Raw genomic sequence first — 16,901 nt, 5'->3', positions numbered from 1 at the left:
GCAGGATTTAGCCTTGGGACAGGACGGGATACAAGATCACCGCCCAGGTGGCGACCGCCAGCACGCAGGTCAGCAGCACCGCGGCGCTACCGAAATCCTTGGCGTTCTTGGAGAGTGGATTACGTTCCAGCGAGACCCGGTCCACCACCGCTTCAATCGCCGAATTGATCAGCTCGATGATGATGATCCAGACCAGCACCGCGATCAGCAGCAGTTTCTGCAGCGCCGTCACCGGCAGCAGCAAGGCGACGATGATGCCGGGAACCACGATCATCAGCTCCTGGCGGAATGCATGTTCGTTTTTCCAGGCCGACTTGAAGCCTTCCGCAGAATAGAAGAACGCTGAAAAAATCCTCTTGAATCCGCTGGTGCTCTTGAATTCGCTGATCGGCTGCTGTGGCGCGTCTTGCGACTGCGATGATTGCTTGTTTTCGCTCATGCTGTGCTGGATCTGATGGCAAGCCAGTGCGGTACTAGGCTCGCTGTGATGGAAACGCCGGTTTGCGTTAGCGAATTTTAACAGCCTTGCTGCGCTGCACGCTAAATGCTTTTTCGCCGGTTGCCGCCAGCGCGCCGGCTCGTGAATGCACTCTAATCGACGACAATAACGAAGCACAACTTTTCACATTATGATATAAACATTCCATTGCAATGCACCATTACTCCAATGAAAACAGCCACTGCCGACGACGCCGACAAGATTTCGATCCAGGTCATAGAGCGCATGATTTCACTGCTCGATACGCTGGCGCTCTACCCTGACCCGGTAAGCCTGAAAGAACTATCGGCCGTCACCGGCTTGCATCCGTCGACCGCGCACCGGATTCTCAACGACCTGGTGGTAAAGCGTTTTGTCGACCGCTCCGAGCCGGGCAGCTATCGCCTTGGCATGCGCCTGCTGGAACTCGGCAATGTCGTCAAGAGCCGTCTCAACGTGCGTGAAGCGGCGCTTGATTTCATGCGCGGCCTGCATCGCAAGACCAACCAGACCGTCAACCTGTCGGTGCGCCAGAGCGATGAAATCGTCTATATCGACCGCGCGTTTTCAGAACGCTCGGGCATGCAGGTGGTGCGCGCCATCGGCGGCCGGGCGCCGCTGCACCTGACGTCCACCGGCAAGCTGTTCCTGTCCATCGACGATCCGAAAATGGTGCGTGCCTACGCCACCCGCACCGGGCTGGCAGGACACAACAAGAATTCCATCACCGACCTCAGCAAGCTGGAACGCGAACTGAGCCTGGTGCGCGCGCTCGGTTATGCGCGCGACAACGAAGAACTGGAGCTGGGCGTGCGCTGCATGGCGGCCGGCATCCGCGACGATTCCGGCAAGATGGTGGCCGGCCTGTCGATCTCGGCTCCGGCCGATCGCCTGCAGGAGGAATGGGTGGAGGACCTGATCAGCACCGCGAACCAGATTTCCGCGGTGCTCGGATATACCTCGCAGCAATCGTAACCGCAACCAGGCAAGACATAAAAAAAACAGAGTTTATTCGCAATGAATAAACTCTGTTTTTTTATGCCGGATGATAATCCGGTCTGGTCTACGTCCCGGGTAAACCCTAGGTCTGGCCGTCGGCGATCTTTACACGCGTCAGGGCGGCAGGATGCGCATCGGCGAGCCACTTGCGGACCCGGTCGGCGTCTGCCTGGCGCGAATACTTGCCGCGCGAATCGAGGAACACCATCACGATCTGGCGGCCGTCGATCGTGGTCTGCATGACCATGCAGCGGCCTGCTTCGTTGATGTATCCGGTCTTTTGCAAACCGATCTGCCATTCAGGATTTTCGACCAGGTGGTTCGATGTCGAGTATTGCAGCGGCCGGCCGCCCGGCTCCACTACATATTTGGAATCGGTCGAATACTGGCGGATCACCGGATGCTGGTAGGCAGCCATGACCAGGCGCGACAGGTCGCGGGCGCTGGCGACATTCAGGTGCGACAGGCCGGTCGAATCGACATAGTGGGTTTCGGTCATGCCCAACGCTTTTGCCTTGGCGTTCATGGCGAGCACGAAAGCCGGCAAGCCGCCAGGATAGGAGCGGCCGAGCGCGGATGCGGCGCGGTTCTCGGAACTCATCAAGGCGATGTGCAGCATGTCGGCGCGTGTCAGCTGCGAACCGATGCGCAAGCGCGAGCCGCTGTGCTTTTCGCGATCGATGTCGTCATCGGTCACGGTCAGCACTTCGTTCATGTCCTGTTTCGATTCCACCACCACCATGCTGGTCATCAGCTTGGTCAGCGACGCGATCGGCAACGCAATCTGGGAATTTTTATCCAGCAGCACTTCCGAACTGTTCTGGTCCAGCACCAGCGCCACGCTCGATTTCAGTTCGAGCGGATCGCGCGTCAGGTTCAGTCCGGCTTGCTCGCCGGCAGACAGGACCGGCGGCAAAGCCGGCACTGCAGGCGCGAATGCGATGCGCTGGTAAGTGACTTTGCGACGGCCATGGACCATCACTACTTTCTTCACCAGCTTTTCATTCTTATTGAACGATGCCGTATCGCTCCGGCCACGTGCCGCGATCACGGCATGTTTTCTGGAACCGGATCTGGCTACCGCTTTTTTGCCGGCGGAAGCAGCTGTAGCCGCTGGTTTTTTAGCGGCTTTTTTTGCAGTGCTGTGTTTAGTTTCGGCTGAAGCAAGGGCAACGGGCGCGTTCGCGAGCACGAGGAAGAGTGACAAAAAAACAATTAACGCGGATTTGCCCATTTGCGGCTCCAATATGCGGCGATCTATAACTTTGTGGAAGTGTAGGCAAATATCTAAGAAATCGCAAGAGAATTAGAGGGTTAGCGCACTAAATTAAACGACTTTCGATGTCTGGACCAGAATTTGCGAGATAGATTTTACCGTAACTCCTGATCCAGACATTCTGACTATTTGTAACATTCAAGTTGCACGACGTCTATCGAAAACGAGTAGTCGGCCTGCAGCTCAAAATAAGCCGCCACTTCCGACGGCGCACTGTCCCACAACGACTTGATCGCCGCCACCCGTTCCGGCGGCGTACGCATCCGGGCCACCCAGGTATCGAACTGCAAGGGCAGCTTCCAGCTGTTGTCCGCCGCCGGACGCAAACCGGCTTCGGCCAGCAACCGGCGCCAGCCCGCCACGCTGCGATTGCGCACGTGCGAGGTGTCGCGCAGCAGTTCGATGGACTGGAAATAGGTGTCGCTCAACACGTCCTCCGGTGCAGCGGTATCGATCACGATGCATGTGCCGCCCGGTTTCAACACCCGCGCCATTTCAGCCAGCGCTTCCGGCAGCCTGGTCCAATGATGCGCGCTAAAGCGCGTACACACCAGCTCAAATGAAGCGTCGGCAAACGGCAGGCGGTCGGCGCTGCCTTGCTGTACGTGAAGATTTTTCAGGCCGCGCTCGGCGGCGGCTTGCTGCACGACGTCCAGCATTTCGGCAGCCAGGTCGTAGGCGATCACTACCCCGGTATGCGGCGCAATCGCGAACGCGGCATGCCCTGCTCCGCAGCCGACGTCGAGCGCCTTGCCTTGCGGGAATTTGCTGGCGTAGGTTGCCAGCTGCCGCAAGTCCGCGCCTTGGGCGTGGACGGTGCTGGTCAGGTAGGCGGCAGCGGTGCTGCCGAATTGTTCGGAAACTACTTTGTCGTGGTTGCGTACGGCGGTCATCGGTTTTCTCCTCGGGAATAGGCCATGTCGTTTCAGGCAGGATCCAGTCTAATTATTTTTTATCCTGTTACAAGACTAGTGCTTATACTAGTACTACGAATAACAGGATAAACATGGACCAGACCGGCAAACGCAAAGCACTGGGCGAATTCATCAAGACCCAGCGCACCCAGCTTCCGACCGCAGCGCTCAGGCTGGGCGGCAGCACGCGCCGCCGCACTCCTGGCTTGCGGCGCGAAGAAGTGGCCCAGCTGTGCGATATCAGCGTCACCTGGTACACCTGGATAGAACAAGGGCGCACCGTGTCGGTATCGGCGCCGGCGCTGGCGCGGATCGCCGAAGCTTTGCAGCTGTCGCGCGCCAAGCGTGCTTACCTGTTTGAACTGTCGGGCAAAAAAGATCCGCAGGCGCAGGACGCGCTGGCCCAGGAAATCCCGGCTGAAATACTGGCCGTCACCGGCGCCATCAAGACCCCCGCCTACCTGCTGGACCGCCACTGGAATGCGATCGCCTGGAACCGCGCCGCCAAGACGCTGTTCGTCGGCTGGCTGGATAAAAAAAGCGCCAGCAGGAACCTGCTCGAATACACCTACTGCGCCCCGGAAGCCGCGCAACTCATCAGCGACTGGGAACAACGAGCCAGCCGGCTGGCTGCCGAATTCCGGGCCGATTGCGGCATGTACCTGGATGAACCGGAGATTGTCCAGCTGGTGGCGCGCCTGAGCGCCGCCAGCAGCGCGTTCAAACGCGCCTGGAACCTGCATGACGTAGTGGAAAAGGAAGGCGGCGAACGCCGCTTCAGCCATCCGGCCCTGGGCCAGCTGTCGTACCGGCAAGTCAACCTGCGGGTGGCCAACCGGCCGGAACTCAAGCTGGTGATGCTGCTGCCGTTTTGAACCCGCTTATTTTTTCATGACAAAGACCACGCCCAGTATCGCCACCGCCATGCCGGCGATGCCCAGCAGGTTGAATACTTCGCCAAACATCAGCCAGGCCATCAGCGCGGTGGTCGGCGGCGTCAGGTAAAGCAGGCTGGTGACGCGGGTTGCCGCGCTTTTGCGTATCAGCGCGAACAGCAGGAAGATCGCGCCGATCGACAAGGCCAGGATCGACCACAGCAAAGCGCCGACGAAGCGCGGCGTCCATTGCACCGTATCCAGGCTTGGCCCCAGGTGTTCGTAGAAAACCGCGAACGGCAGCAGCACCGCGATCGAGGCGGCGAACTGGATGATGGTGCCGGTGCGCAAATCGAAATGCGGGCACTTGCGTTTCTGGTACAAGGTGCCGAGCGTGATCGAAACCAAAGCCAGCAGGCACAGCGAGATGCTTTGCCAGGACAGGCCGATCAGGCTGACCTTGGCGGCGACCACCAGCCCTACTCCGCAAATGCCGAGCAACAATCCCAGCCATTGGCGCGGCCGCACCGATTCGCCGATCAAGGGCGCGGCGAACGCAGTCAGGATCGGCTGCATGCCGACGATCAGCGCCGACACGCCGGCCGGCATGCCCAGCTTGATGGCGCACCAGACGCCGGCCAGGTAACCGCCCTGCAGCAAGATCCCGGCTATCGCGATATGCCGGACCTGGCCTGCCGGCCAAGGGGTGCGCATCAGCAGCACCAAAGGCAGCAGGACCAGCAGCACACCGGCGAAGCGCAGCAGCAGGAAGGTCAGCGGCGGCGCATACGGCAAGCCGAACTTGGCCACCACGAACCCTGTGCTCCAGAGCAGCACGAACAGCATGGGCATGGCCGCCAGCAGGCGATGGGCTGGCGGCGCGGTGGAAAGGCTGGCTGAATGCATGGATTATCCGGGTGAGGTAGGCGGCTGGACGGCGCCCTGCCGGCGCGCGAACTGTGCTGCGAGCGAGATAGTTTGCAGGTGGATCGCTACCGTGTCTTGTATATTCTTGCCATACCCGCCCGCCATCGCGATCGCTACCGGTATCGCATGGCGGCCGGCAGTCTCCAGCAGCATGGCGTCGCGCCGGGCGAGGCCGTCGAAACTCAGCTTCAGGCGCCCCAGCCGGTCGCCTTCATGCGGATCGGCGCCGGCCAGGAAAATGATCAGCTGGGGCGAGAAGCGTCCCAGCATGGTCGCCAGCGCCTCCTGCAGCGCGCTCAGGTAAGCCTGGTCGCCGGTGCCGTCCGCCAGCGCCACGTCGAGGTCGCTGTTTTCCTTATCGAACGGATAATTGCGGGCGCCGTGCAGCGACAGGGTGAAAATCGAATCGTCCTTGGCCAGGATCGACGCCGTGCCGTTGCCCTGGTGGACATCGAGGTCGACGATGGCGACCCGCTGCACCCGGCGCTCCGCCTGCATCAGCCGCGCCGCGATCGCCGCATCGTTGAAGACGCAGAAACCGGCGCCCTGGTCGGCGAACGCGTGATGGGTGCCGCCCGCCAGGTTGACCGCGATCCGCCCGGCATCGGTCAGCGCGGCGCGGCAAGCGGCGATGGTGGCGCCGGCGGAGCGCCGCGAGCGCTCCACCATCTGCGGCGTCCATGGAAAACCGATGGCTTTTTGCACACTTTCCGGCAAAGTGCCGGCGCTGACCGCATTTATATAGCGTGGGTGGTGCGCCAGGGCCAGCACGCCGTCGCCGGTGGTCGGCGCCTCATGGAAATCGATATCGCCGACGGCCGCCAGCGCGGCTTCATGGATAAGCCGGTATTTCTGCATGGGGAAACGATGTCCGGCTGGCAGGGGCAGCACGAAATGGTCGCTGTAGAAGGCTTTCAAGATAGACGGCGCGGATCCGGTAAAACGGTCAGTCTACCATTGGCCGGCTGCCGCCGCAAAGTGCTCGAAACAACAACAAATAATGCGCTAATAAATTGATTTCATAAGCTTTTTTCAAATCGATATAAACAATATATTGCAGCGCACAAAAAATCTCTTGACACAGGTTCAGAATAATTTAAAATGAAATTGTTGCGTCGCACAATGCTCATCGAGACTACTGGCAGGCGCAATCAACGGCTAGATCTTAGCCACCCTTGAATTGCCCTATCGCCCTTTTCGTTTTTATAGCACCGAATCTTAGGAGAAGCCATGTCTACCGTTGCAGAACAATTTTCAGCCGCCGCCAAAGCCAATTTTGAATCCAATTTGGCCCTGTTCACCGATTTCACGACCAAGGCGTTTGCCGGCGTGGAAAAGCTGATCGACCTCAACCTGAACGCCGCCAAGGCTTCGCTGGAAGATTCGAACGCTACTACCCAGAAACTGTTTTCGGCTAAAGATCCACAGGAATTTTTCTCGCTGAGCGCAGCGCTGGCCCAGCCGAACACTGAAAAAGCAATTGCTTACGGCCGTCATTTCGCCAGCATCGCTTCCAGCACGCAAGCTGAACTGGCCAAGTCGGCTGAAGCGCAAGTTGCAGAAACCAAGCGTAAAGTCATCGAATTCGTTGACCAGGCATCGAAGAACGTGCCTCCTGGCGCAGAAGGCGCAGTTGCTTTCGTCAAATCGGCCATCGGCAGCGCCAACGCCGGTTACGAACAGTTCGCCAAGAGCACCAAGCAAGCTGTTGAAGCGCTGGAAACCAACGTCAACAGCGCTGTCGACCAATTGTCGCAAGCTGCTACCAAGACTGCGTCCCGCGCCAAGAAGTAATTTGCAAAACTGGCGTGCCTGGCGCGCCAGCCTGAATCTCCTCGGTACCCGCGATAGCGGTATCGGTATTTACCCCGGCCAGCCGGGGTATTTTTTTGCCCGGCGCCTTTTATTTATCCGCTGCGGGCTTGGCCTGGGCCACCAGTTTCAACAGCCGCTGCAGCGCCGCTTCATCCATCAAGGCTGGCAGGTTGCAAATATGCAACAGCTGTTGTTCGATGTTTTTCGCCGAACCGCCCGCCTTCAGCGACGCTTGCAATACTTCCACCTGCAGCTGCAAACGCTCGCGCGACAACGCCGGCGGGCTATCGACGCCAGCCAGGATTTCCGCCAGCAGCAACTCTTGCTGCAATGCCGGGCGCTGGCTTTCCAGCGTGGCAGCGTAGCCATCGGCGTTTTGCAAGCCACGCTCGAAACGCGCCGCGACAACCTTTTCAAAGGCAGGCGCCAGCCGCGGCAGGGCTTGCCAGCGGTTGCGCCAGTCGGCTTCGAGCGGATTCTCGGCAGCCGCTATCGCCGTTTCAAGCTGCTGGCACAAGACCAGCTTGTCGCGCAGGGCATCGGCTTGCGCCAAAGCGGCCTGGCGCCGGCCCTGCTCGAGCCGCGCCTGCAGGGCGCCGAGCGCGGCCTGGAAACGTGCTTCAACCTGGGCCTGGAGCGCACGCGGCACCTGTCCGCCGCGCGACCATTCCTGCTGGGCCTGCTGCAGGATTTTCGGCAATTCTGCCGCCGGCTGGTTCACTGCGGCTTCCAGCGCCGCACATTGTTCTTCGCGCAAACGCAGGTTATCGCGCCGCTCGGCATCGGCGCTGGACGCCGCTTCCTTGCGCTGGGCAAAGATGGCGTCGCAAGCGCTGCGAAAACGCTGCCACAGTTCCTGCTCGTCCTGGCGCGGCAAAGGCAGCGCCTTGGCGTGCTCTTGCCAGCGCTGTTGCAATTCCTTCACACGCTCGGCGGTATCGCGCTGATTGGCAGGCAATTGCGCCGCTTCGGCAATCAGCTGTTCGCGCTTGGCGATTTCGCCGGCCTGCTGTTGCGCCAGCGGCGCCAGCAAGGTCTGGATGGCTGCGGCAAAACTGCTGTCGAGCGTCTTTTTTTCGCTACGGTTGATCGGCCCCAGGTTTTTCCAGGCTTGCTGTTTCTGCTGGCAAAACTGGGCGATGGCTTTCCAGTCCGCTGCCGCCCCGGCTGGCTGTTCTGCCGGCAAGACCGCCTGCGCATACTGCTGCACTTCGTCGATCAGGGCGCGCGCGCTGCCTTGGTTGGCTTGGCGCTGTTCGGCTTGCTGCTGGAAATGCGCCGCCACCGGCGCATAGGCGCTGGTGCACGCGCTGTCAAAACCTTCCCACAGGGTCTTGGGCGCCGGACCTGAGCTGACATCCAGGGATTTCCAGCGCGCCCGCAGGCTGCCGATTTTTTTTGCCAGTTCGGCCGGCGCCAGCGCTTGCTGTTGCAACTCTTGCGCGGCCTTGGTCAATTCTTCGCGCGAAACATTGCCGCCCCAGCGCGCCCAGCCTTGCAGCCGCGCCAGCTCGGCGCGCGCTTGCGCCAGGCGGCTGCTTTGCGCCGCGCTCGGCTTGTGCTGCTTGAAATCGACGGCCCGCAGCGTTTTGTCGAAATCCATCGCCGCTTGCAGCGCGCCGTCTTCCAGCGCTTTCTCAAGGCCGTCCAGGGTTGCGTCAATTTGCGGGCGCTCGCTTGCCTCTGCCGTTGCTGCCGGCGGGCGGGTCCTTTCCGGTTTGCTTGGCGTTGCCACCGTATATTGCTTCAGCAGTGCCTGGTACCGTTGTTCCAGGCTATCGTCAAACAATGCCGCCGGCAATCTGGACAAGGCTGACCAGCCCGCCTTCAGTGTCTCCGCATCCAGCGTTTCGGCGGTGCTTTCCCAGCTTGCCAGCAAATCGCTGCGCGCCTGCAAGGCGGATTGATGCTGCTGCAAATCCGACAGCAGCTTGCGCAACGCTTGGGCTTCCTGAGCAAACTCGGCCGCCAGGTGGCGCGGCACGGCCGGCGCCTCGGCATGGCTGGCGCAAGCCGCCATCTGCGCTTCCAGCGTGTCGAGTTCCTGCTGGTCCTGCGGCTCGGCGGCCATGGCTGTCTTGAGCTGCAGGTGCAATGCGCGCGCACTGGCCAGGACACCGATCGCACTGCGTTGCAAATCGGCCTGGGCTGCCAGGCGCTCGGCAAGCGCCGCGCGCACTTGCGAAAATTGCTGCTGCAATCCAGCCGGCGCATCCTTGGCGTCCCAGCCCCGGTCCAGCTCGGCCACCTGGTTCGGCATCAGCTGCTGCTCCTGCAGCAAGCGCTGCGCCTGCGCCACCGATGCGGCTGCCTTTTCGGCAACCTGCTGTTGCTGGCGTCCGCTGTCGAGCCGTCCTTGCATCAGCTTGGCGACGCGCCGGTCAGTGTTGCGGCATGCCTGCAAAACCTGCTCCAGGGCCGCGGGGGATTGCACCAGCTGCGCCGCGCACAAACGGGCATCGGCAAACGCGGATTGCAGAATGAACGCCACCGCGGCTGTTTCATCAGTCAAAGCCTGCGCTTGCTGCAACGCTTGCTGCCGGGCCTGGTCCGATACCTGCCTGGCCTCGGCGCGCAATGCGGCCTGTGGAGCAACGGCGGCTTGCGGCGCTTTGCGGTCGGTACGGTCTGCGCGCTTGAAAAGGAATCCGAACATATGATGTCAATCAGATAGCAGCGGATTGCCGCCGATCGCCGGCGGCAAACGCTTTGGTTAAGTGGGAAAATGAGTGGGGTAGGAATCCGATGGGGCCGGCGTCATGCCGGCCGGTAATCTGCCTTTAGCTGGTCCAGGCCTGCCAGCATTTTCTTGAACGCTGCCGCGCTTTGCACCGGTTCGCCCTTTACGCCGAGATCGATGTGGCGCCGGGTGCCGGCATCGCCTACGTGCGGCAGGCTGAACACCTTCACCAGCGGAAACTCCGCCTCGATGGCTTCCATCAATGGCGTCAGCGTCGATTCCATCGCCTCGAACACCAGCACCGACTGTTCCAGCTGCGGATCCTGGTGGAAGCGGTCTGCGTAATAGGTGTCCAGCACCCACTCGAACATGGGCCAGGCCATCACCGGGAAACCCGGCGCGAAATAATGGGCGCCCTCCCCTTGGTGCGGCACCGAAAAGCCGGGGATCTTGTTGAACGGATTGGGGATGATGGCGGCGCCTTGCGGAAACTCGCCCATCTTCAGCCGGTGCAGGTTGTCCGGCGTATCGTAATCCAGCGCCAGGCCGGCGTCGCGCGCGGTGTCGGCGATCCGTTCGCGGATTTTCTCGCGTGCCTCGGGATGCAGCACCAGCGGCACGCCCAGCGCCGCGGCGGCGCACTGGCGGGTGTGGTCGTCCGGCGTGGCGCCGATGCCGCCGGTGCAGAACACGATGTCTTCGCTGTCGAAAGTACGTTTCAGGGTGGCCGTGATACGGGCCGGATCGTCGCCTATGTATTCCGCCCAGTCCAGGCGCAAACCCCGCGCAGTGAGCATTTCCAGTATTTTTGGAAAGTGTTTATCGACTCGCCTGCCTGACAGGATTTCGTCGCCGATGATGATAAGTCCGATTGCCATGGGGATCGCCGTTCAGCTGAGGATGGATAGAGGTATTTGGCAGAAATATAATTAATGACGTCAAGGCATTCCACACCGATCTTAACTCCGAATCTTTACCGGCACATGAACCCTACAGCTGCGGCGTATCGGACAGCTGGTGAATCACCTGGCCCTCGCCGCGTTCAGCCATAATGATAGCAGCCTGGCCCGCCGCCCGATATTTGGCCAGCGCCGCCAGGCAATAATATTCAAACCAGAGGCCGGTGAACACGAACACCAGCACATACAGCCAGATGGAAGCGGCTGCCAGCAGGGGGAACACCACCAGCCACAAGGCGCCACCCAGCCACAAGACGGTCGGCGCCGCGCCCAGGGCGCCGGCGATCACCCCGATCAGCAGCAGCGGCCAGCGATGGATCCGCAGCAGCGCCCGCATTTCGTCCTTGTCGGCATGCGCCGCCAGCGCTTCGTAGGCAAACACCCGGTACGTCAGCCAGCCCCACAACACCAGCGGCACCAGGAAGGCGAACGGCGGGATCAGCCACAGCGGCAACGTCACCAGCCACAGCACGCAGAACAGCAGGAAGGCGGTAAAGGAAGTCCAGGCGCTGCCGAGCAGCGAGCCGCCGTGGCGCAGTTCGAGGTCGGGGAAATGGCGGCGGCCGATGTGGCGCGCGGTCGCCGGCAAGGCAAACGCGCCGACGAACAGCAAGGCGGTCAGGATCATCAGCGGCAGCAAAGCCCACAGCGCCAGCCACGGCACGATGACGGTCTTGAGCGCGCCCAGGCCGAGCCAGGCCGGCACATAATTGGCAATGCCCCAGCCGTCGTTGCCGGCAAAATAATTCTTTTGCAGCCAGTCGATCATCGGCTGCAAACCCCACCACAAGGCCAGCCCCCAGATCACGATCGACAATACGAACGGCAGGAAAGTCAGCATCAGCATGCGGTAATGCAGCTGCGACAACAGAGCCCGGCCGAAGGCTACCAGTACCGGGCGCATCAGCTGGACCGCCTTCTGGAAAATTCGACCATGCGCTTCAGGCCCAGCCATTGCTGCGCCCAGAAGCCGCTGCCGTAGTCGCGGACCGTCCTGCCGGCGCTCGGCAGCTGGTCGCGCACGCCGGTATGTTCAAAAGTCTTGCCGAAATGCGCGCTGCGGAAAAGCACATCCCAGAACGCAAACAGCACGCCGAAATTATGGCCGCCCAGTGTTCCCTTGCCCTTGCTCTCGTGGCCGACGCCGACCGCGTGGTGCCAGCGGTGGAAGCGCGGCGAAACGACGATGGCGTCGCCCAGGCGGCCGAAGTGGATCCGCACATTGGCGTGCTGCAGGCTTTGCAGCATGCGTGTGATCGACACCAGCAGCACGTATTGCGCCGGCTCGACGCCGATCGCCAGCGCCACCAGCGCCATCACGACGTCATGGATCAGGCCGTCGAGCAAGTGGTTGCGGTCGTCGCTCCACAGGTTCATGTTCTGCTGGCTGTGATGCAGGCTGTGCAAGCCCCACAGCCAGCCGAAACTGTGCTGTGCGCGGTGGTACCAGTATTCGCACAGGTCCAGCACCACCAGGTACATCAGGAAGGCGGCCAGCGGCCGGTCGGTCATGCCCGGCAGCAGGTCTTCCAGGTTGAACGGGTTGACCCCTTGCAGGTGCAGCAGCTCGGTGACTTTCGCCACCAGGGGATCGACCAGGAAAAACACGAATACCGAAAAGGCGCCGAGGCGGTACAGCACGGTGTACAGGAAATCGATCCAGCGCGCGCGCCGGTCGCTGAAGCTGTGCACCGGAATCCATGCTTCCAGCGGCCGCAGGATAAGGAACAGGAGGACCAGTTCGCAGACGCCGATCAGGAACCATTCGGTGCCGTCGAAAGCATCTTCCAGGTATTCGCTGAAACCGGCATGGAACATGAGCGGCTGCACCACCGACTGGAACAGCCATGCCTGGACGCTGGCGAACCAGTCCACCAATGTATTTATCATGAGGCCTTATGCGCCTTTCCCGCTTTGATTTCCGCGACCGGGCCTTTCAGGCTGCCTTGGTAGGCCGGATGGTCGCGCAACGTCGCAAAACAAAATCCTTTTTTCTCCAGGCCGCTGATCAAGGGCTCCAGCACCGCCGGCGCCCAAGGATCTTTACGCGACCAGATTCCCAGGTGCGCCATGACGATATCACCGTCCTTGAGATTTTTCAGCGTGCGCTCCAGCAGCAGCTGGTTCGGCCATTTGTCGCTAGGCAGTTCGTCGCCGGAAAAACCGGCCGCGGCCCAGGCCACATGCTTGTAGCCGCAGGCCTCGCCAGCCGCCAGCGTATGCGGCGTCAGATGGCCGCCGGGCGTGCGCCAGAAATGGTCGATGTGCTTGCCGGTCAGCGTCTGGAAACGCTGGTCGACGCGGTTCAGCTCATCGCAATATTGCTGCGGGGTCCAGGCTTGCAGCTTGCCGGCGTTGGCGCCGAACTGCGGTTTCACTTCGATCTTGCCGTCCGCCAGGTCTCGCTTGGCGTACACATGGTCGAATGTATGGCTGCCGAAAGCGTGGCCGTCAGCCACCAGCGATTTCCAGAACGGCGCCCAGCTCGGGTCCAGGGTGTAATCGCCGTTCACGGTTTTCTCGTTGGCCATGAAAAACGTGGCCTTGATGCGGTGCCGTCTCAGGGTCTGTGCAATGTATTCGGCTTGCGACTGGCTGCCGGTGTCGAAACTCAGGTAGATCGTGCCGCTGCATGCCTTGGCCGGCTGCGGCTGCGCCAGCGCCAGCGTGGCCGGCGCCAGGGCCGCCAGCGCCAGTGCTGCCGTCAGCCAGCTACGCCTGGTTGCGGGGAACATGCGCATCACAATTCAGAAGCACGGTTATTGAAATAGATGCCGTGCGGCGAACGCCCCACAGGAATCGTCTTGATCACTTTTCGCGTGTCCAGGTCGATTACCGACACCCTCTTCAGCCAGCGCTGGGTGACCCACATGGTCTTGCCGTCGGCGGTGATCTCCATGCAGTCCGGACCGCCCGGGACAGCGATGCTGCCGGTGCTTTCCAGCGTATTCAAGTCGAGCACGTTGATGCTGCCGGCCACCCGGTTCGAGACGAATACATGGCGGTTGTCGCCTTGCGGACGGAAATTGTGGGCACCGTCGCCGGTCTTGATCTTCTTGACGATCTTCTGGGTGCGCCAGTCAACCACGGCCACGTAGTCGCTGCCCATCACGCCTACCAGCAGGTATTTGTTGTCCGGCGTCATGTAGACCCCGGCCGGCTGCTTGCCGATCGGCATGGTCCATTTCACCTTCTGCGTCGCCAGGTCGACCGCTGCCAGCTCGTCGCTGCCCTGCAGGGTGATGAACGCCAGCGCACTGTCGGCGGTAAACGCCATGTGGCTAGGCATGGAGGGCAGCGGCAAGCGCTTGGCCAGCTTCAGGTCCTTGCCGTCGTAACCGTAGATATCGATGCGGTCGAGGCGCAGGCCGTTGGCGATGAACCATTTCTGGTTGGGTGAAAAACCGATCTGGTAAGGATCGACAATATCTTTGACCTGGCTCTGCAGCTGCCCGCTTTTCGGGTCCAGGAACAGCAGGGAATTGCCGGTGGCGGCAGCCACGATCAGCGACTTGTTGTCCGGCGTAGGCATCAGGTGGTGCGGCTCTTTGCCGACCGGGAACGTATTGATTTCCTTGTAAGTCGCCTGGTCCAGCAGGGTGATGGTGGCGTCGCGCGAATTGAGCACGACCACGGCGTTGCCGATGGCCGCCGCCGGCGCGGCGGCGAAAGTGGAAAATGCAGTCAGCAGGCCGCAGGCGGCCAGTACGGAACAACGGACAGAACGGCGAACAAAAACTGGCATGACAACGAACATGGGGGAAACCCAGAGAAGCGAAAACAACTATTTTACCGCGCATGAATCGCGGCCACGGATTTAAATGGCTTTTGCCCGCCAGCCGAAGCAACGCACTAGATTGCCGCGCGGCCCGGGCTGGCGGCCGGATTTTCGTTTACACTGCATTACCCTGCCCGGCGGCTGGCTTTGGCACGCAGCCTGGCACTATTAACTACTTTAAAAGGACACCCATGTCGACCACCACTACCGTTTCCGGCCTGCAATATGAAGATGTCACCGTTGGCGATGGCGCTGAAGCAAAAGCCGGCAACCACGTGACCGTGCATTACACCGGCTGGCTGCAAAATCCCGACGGCAGCGCCGGCAAGAAATTCGACTCCAGCAAGGACCGCGGCGATCCGTTCGAATTCCCGCTGGGCGCCGGCCATGTCATCAAAGGCTGGGACGAAGGCGTGCAAGGCATGAAAATCGGCGGCACACGCACACTGATCATTCCGGCAGCGCTGGGTTATGGCGCACGCGGCGCCGGCGGCGTGATTCCACCGAACGCCACCCTGATTTTTGAAGTTGAACTGCTGGGCGTATAAGTCCTACGGCGCCTTGATGATCCATTTCAGCCTGCCTGGCCTGAATCCGCTGCGGCTGGCAACGGTGCTGCTGCTCGCCGTGCCGCTGCTTGACGCCTGCACGGTGGTCAGCGTGACCACCAGCGTGGTCGGCGCCGGCGTCAGTGTCGGCAGCGCTGCGGTCGGCGTTGCTTCTACCGTAGTTGAAGGCACTGTCAAAGCAGGTTCCGCAGTAGTCGGCGCGGTCACCCCCGACTGAGCCGATTTTTCCCTCTTCCTTGATACGAGATCCCCATGACCCTCCAAGCCCAATTCGAACAAGCCCAGGCCGACTCAAAAACATTGAGCGAACGTCCTGACAACATGACCATGCTGAAGATGTATGCCCTGTTTAAACAAGGCAGCAGCGGCGATGTCACCGGCGAACGCCCTGGCATGACCGATTTTGTCGGCCGCGCCAAATGGGATGCATGGAATGAGCTGAAAGGCACTGGCCAGGACGATGCAAAACAACAATACATCGACCTGGTCGAAGACTTGAAAGACTAAAACCGGATCCGGGCCGGCCTAACTCAGCGTGACCCGGCCCAGCACTTCCGGGTTAAGCAGGTTCGGCGGCCACTTGCGCTCCGCCGTCGGCAGCAAGGCCGCCAGCAGGTTAGCCGCGGCACAGTCGGCCATCGCGCGCCGCGTAGGCTCGGAGGCGCTGGCGATATGCGGCGTCAGCACCACATTCGACAATTCCAGGAAACCAGGATGCAGCGCCGGTTCGTTCTCGAATACATCGAGTCCGGCAGCGGCGATTTTCTTGTCGCGCAATGCCGCGATCAGGGCCAGGTCGTCGACGATGCCGCCGCGCGCCAGGTTGACCAGGGTCGCGCCCGGTTTCATCAAGGCCAGTTCGGCCGCGCCGATGGTATGGTGCGACTCCTTTGAATACGGCAGTACCAGGATCACATGGTCGGCCGCCGCCAGCAATTCTTCCTTGCCGGCATAGCGCGCGTTGTTGGCGCGTACTTCCAGCGCCGGCGCCAGGCGTGAACGGTTGTGATACAGCACTTGCATGTCGAAGCCCAGCGAGCGCCGCGCAATCGCCTGTCCAATGCGTCCCATGCCGATAATGCCGAGCGTGGCGCCATGTACGTCCGCCCCCAGGAAACTGTCGTAGCGCCACTGCTTCCAGTGTCCCGCACGCAGCCAGTGCTCGGATTCCGTCACCCGGCGCGCAGTCGCCATCAGCAAGGCCCAGCCGAAATCGGCGGTGGTTTCGTTCAGCACGTCCGGCGTGTTGGCCACCATCACGCCAGCCTTGATGGCCGCCGCGACATCGATATTGTTATAGCCGACCGCCTGGTTGCACACCGCCTTCAGGCGTGGGCAGGCTTGCAGCAATTCGGCCGAGATGCGTTCGCTGGCGGTGGCGATCACGCCATCCTTGTCGCTCAGTTTTTGCGCCAGCTCGGCCGCGCTGAAGATGCGGTCTTCCTGGTTGCTTTCAACTTCGAAGTGTTGCTGCAGGCCGGCGATCACTTCGGGAAACACGGCGCGCGCCATCAATATCTTTGGTTTCATGGTTCTGCCACTAACGGGGAAAAATCAACGGAAAAAAATAAACGTCATTATCACGAACAAGGGCAACAATACCACGCAGGCCCAACCCATGTAGCCGAAGA

Annotated in this window: 18 protein-coding genes; 6 read left to right on the top strand and 12 right to left on the bottom strand. The window is 61.1% G+C overall.

What is annotated here, in order from left to right:
- Window positions 1-7 precede the first annotated feature (7 nt).
- Window positions 8-439, bottom strand: coding sequence for a diacylglycerol kinase (locus V8G57_RS25095; protein WP_092398269.1), 432 nt, complete (start codon window positions 437-439; stop codon window positions 8-10).
- A gap of 228 nt (window positions 440-667) precedes the next feature.
- On the opposite strand from V8G57_RS25095, the gene V8G57_RS25090 reads away from it, so the two are divergent.
- Window positions 668-1,453: an IclR family transcriptional regulator gene (locus V8G57_RS25090; protein WP_092398267.1), complete on the top strand. Its 786-nt coding sequence runs from the start codon at window positions 668-670 to the stop codon at window positions 1,451-1,453.
- Between the two features lie 106 nt (window positions 1,454-1,559).
- Here the strand turns inward: V8G57_RS25090 and pbpG are convergent, their stop codons facing one another.
- Window positions 1,560-2,711, bottom strand: coding sequence for a D-alanyl-D-alanine endopeptidase (pbpG, locus tag V8G57_RS25085; RefSeq protein WP_092398265.1), 1,152 nt, complete (start codon window positions 2,709-2,711; stop codon window positions 1,560-1,562).
- A gap of 167 nt (window positions 2,712-2,878) precedes the next feature.
- Window positions 2,879-3,646 carry a class I SAM-dependent methyltransferase gene (locus V8G57_RS25080; RefSeq protein ID WP_342831703.1) on the bottom strand — a complete coding sequence of 256 codons (768 nt, stop codon included), beginning with the start codon at window positions 3,644-3,646 and terminating at the stop codon, window positions 2,879-2,881.
- A 113-nt stretch (window positions 3,647-3,759) separates the two neighbouring features.
- Between V8G57_RS25080 and V8G57_RS25075 the strand changes: the two genes are divergently transcribed.
- Window positions 3,760-4,542 carry a helix-turn-helix transcriptional regulator gene (locus V8G57_RS25075; protein ID WP_342831702.1) on the top strand — a complete coding sequence of 261 codons (783 nt, stop codon included), beginning with the start codon at window positions 3,760-3,762 and terminating at the stop codon, window positions 4,540-4,542.
- Between the two features lie 6 nt (window positions 4,543-4,548).
- Here the strand turns inward: V8G57_RS25075 and V8G57_RS25070 are convergent, their stop codons facing one another.
- Together V8G57_RS25070 and V8G57_RS25065 are read right to left on the bottom strand one after the other, a co-directional pair.
- On the bottom strand, window positions 4,549-5,448 hold the full coding sequence (locus tag V8G57_RS25070) for a DMT family transporter (protein ID WP_342831700.1): 900 nt from the start codon (window positions 5,446-5,448) through the stop codon (window positions 4,549-4,551).
- A 3-nt stretch (window positions 5,449-5,451) separates the two neighbouring features.
- On the bottom strand, window positions 5,452-6,387 hold the full coding sequence (locus V8G57_RS25065) for a histone deacetylase family protein (RefSeq protein WP_342831699.1): 936 nt from the start codon (window positions 6,385-6,387) through the stop codon (window positions 5,452-5,454).
- Between the two features lie 312 nt (window positions 6,388-6,699).
- Between V8G57_RS25065 and phaP the strand changes: the two genes are divergently transcribed.
- Entirely contained in the window at window positions 6,700-7,263 is a 564-nt protein-coding gene (phaP, locus tag V8G57_RS25060; protein WP_092398255.1) for a TIGR01841 family phasin, read from the top strand.
- 109 nt (window positions 7,264-7,372) lie between these two features.
- Here phaP and V8G57_RS25055 read toward each other — a convergent pair whose 3' ends face one another.
- From V8G57_RS25055 to V8G57_RS25030, 6 genes are all read right to left on the bottom strand, one after another.
- Window positions 7,373-9,940 (bottom strand): DUF349 domain-containing protein, encoded by a 2,568-nt coding sequence (locus tag V8G57_RS25055; RefSeq protein WP_342831696.1) that lies wholly within the window; start codon window positions 9,938-9,940, stop codon window positions 7,373-7,375.
- 101 nt (window positions 9,941-10,041) lie between these two features.
- On the bottom strand, window positions 10,042-10,842 hold the full coding sequence (locus V8G57_RS25050; protein ID WP_144741122.1) for a molybdopterin-binding protein: 801 nt from the start codon (window positions 10,840-10,842) through the stop codon (window positions 10,042-10,044).
- A gap of 112 nt (window positions 10,843-10,954) precedes the next feature.
- A complete protein-coding gene (locus V8G57_RS25045) occupies window positions 10,955-11,827 on the bottom strand; it encodes an EI24 domain-containing protein (RefSeq protein WP_342831720.1) in 873 nt (290 codons plus the stop codon).
- Window positions 11,827-12,813 (bottom strand): sterol desaturase family protein, encoded by a 987-nt coding sequence (locus V8G57_RS25040; RefSeq protein WP_092398249.1) that lies wholly within the window; start codon window positions 12,811-12,813, stop codon window positions 11,827-11,829. The genes V8G57_RS25045 and V8G57_RS25040 overlap by 1 nt, the downstream gene beginning before the upstream one ends.
- Window positions 12,810-13,664, bottom strand: coding sequence for a polysaccharide deacetylase family protein (locus V8G57_RS25035; RefSeq protein ID WP_425458328.1), 855 nt, complete (start codon window positions 13,662-13,664; stop codon window positions 12,810-12,812). The genes V8G57_RS25040 and V8G57_RS25035 overlap by 4 nt, the downstream gene beginning before the upstream one ends.
- Window positions 13,664-14,668: a YVTN family beta-propeller repeat protein gene (locus V8G57_RS25030; protein ID WP_342831691.1), complete on the bottom strand. Its 1,005-nt coding sequence runs from the start codon at window positions 14,666-14,668 to the stop codon at window positions 13,664-13,666. The genes V8G57_RS25035 and V8G57_RS25030 overlap by 1 nt, the downstream gene beginning before the upstream one ends.
- A 224-nt stretch (window positions 14,669-14,892) precedes the next feature.
- On the opposite strand from V8G57_RS25030, the gene V8G57_RS25025 reads away from it, so the two are divergent.
- The 3 genes from V8G57_RS25025 to V8G57_RS25015 are packed head-to-tail and all read left to right on the top strand — an operon-like array spanning window position 14,893 to window position 15,777.
- On the top strand, window positions 14,893-15,249 hold the full coding sequence (locus tag V8G57_RS25025) for an FKBP-type peptidyl-prolyl cis-trans isomerase (RefSeq protein WP_342831690.1): 357 nt from the start codon (window positions 14,893-14,895) through the stop codon (window positions 15,247-15,249).
- Window positions 15,250-15,265: 16 nt separating this feature from the next.
- Window positions 15,266-15,487 carry a hypothetical protein gene (locus tag V8G57_RS25020; protein WP_342831689.1) on the top strand — a complete coding sequence of 74 codons (222 nt, stop codon included), beginning with the start codon at window positions 15,266-15,268 and terminating at the stop codon, window positions 15,485-15,487.
- A 35-nt stretch (window positions 15,488-15,522) separates the two neighbouring features.
- The gene (locus tag V8G57_RS25015; RefSeq protein WP_092398241.1) at window positions 15,523-15,777 is read left to right on the top strand and encodes an acyl-CoA-binding protein; all 255 of its coding nucleotides are present in this window, start codon (window positions 15,523-15,525) and stop codon (window positions 15,775-15,777) included.
- Window positions 15,778-15,795: 18 nt separating this feature from the next.
- On the opposite strand, the gene V8G57_RS25010 is transcribed toward V8G57_RS25015, so the two are convergent.
- On the bottom strand, window positions 15,796-16,800 hold the full coding sequence (locus tag V8G57_RS25010) for a 2-hydroxyacid dehydrogenase (protein ID WP_342831687.1): 1,005 nt from the start codon (window positions 16,798-16,800) through the stop codon (window positions 15,796-15,798).
- Window positions 16,801-16,901 lie beyond the last annotated feature (101 nt).

Source organism: Collimonas rhizosphaerae (genome assembly GCF_038896935.1).
Taxonomy (GTDB): domain Bacteria; phylum Pseudomonadota; class Gammaproteobacteria; order Burkholderiales; family Burkholderiaceae_D; genus Collimonas; species Collimonas rhizosphaerae.
Note: the sequence above shows the minus strand (reverse complement) of the source record. Positions and strands in the feature narration are given on the sequence as shown.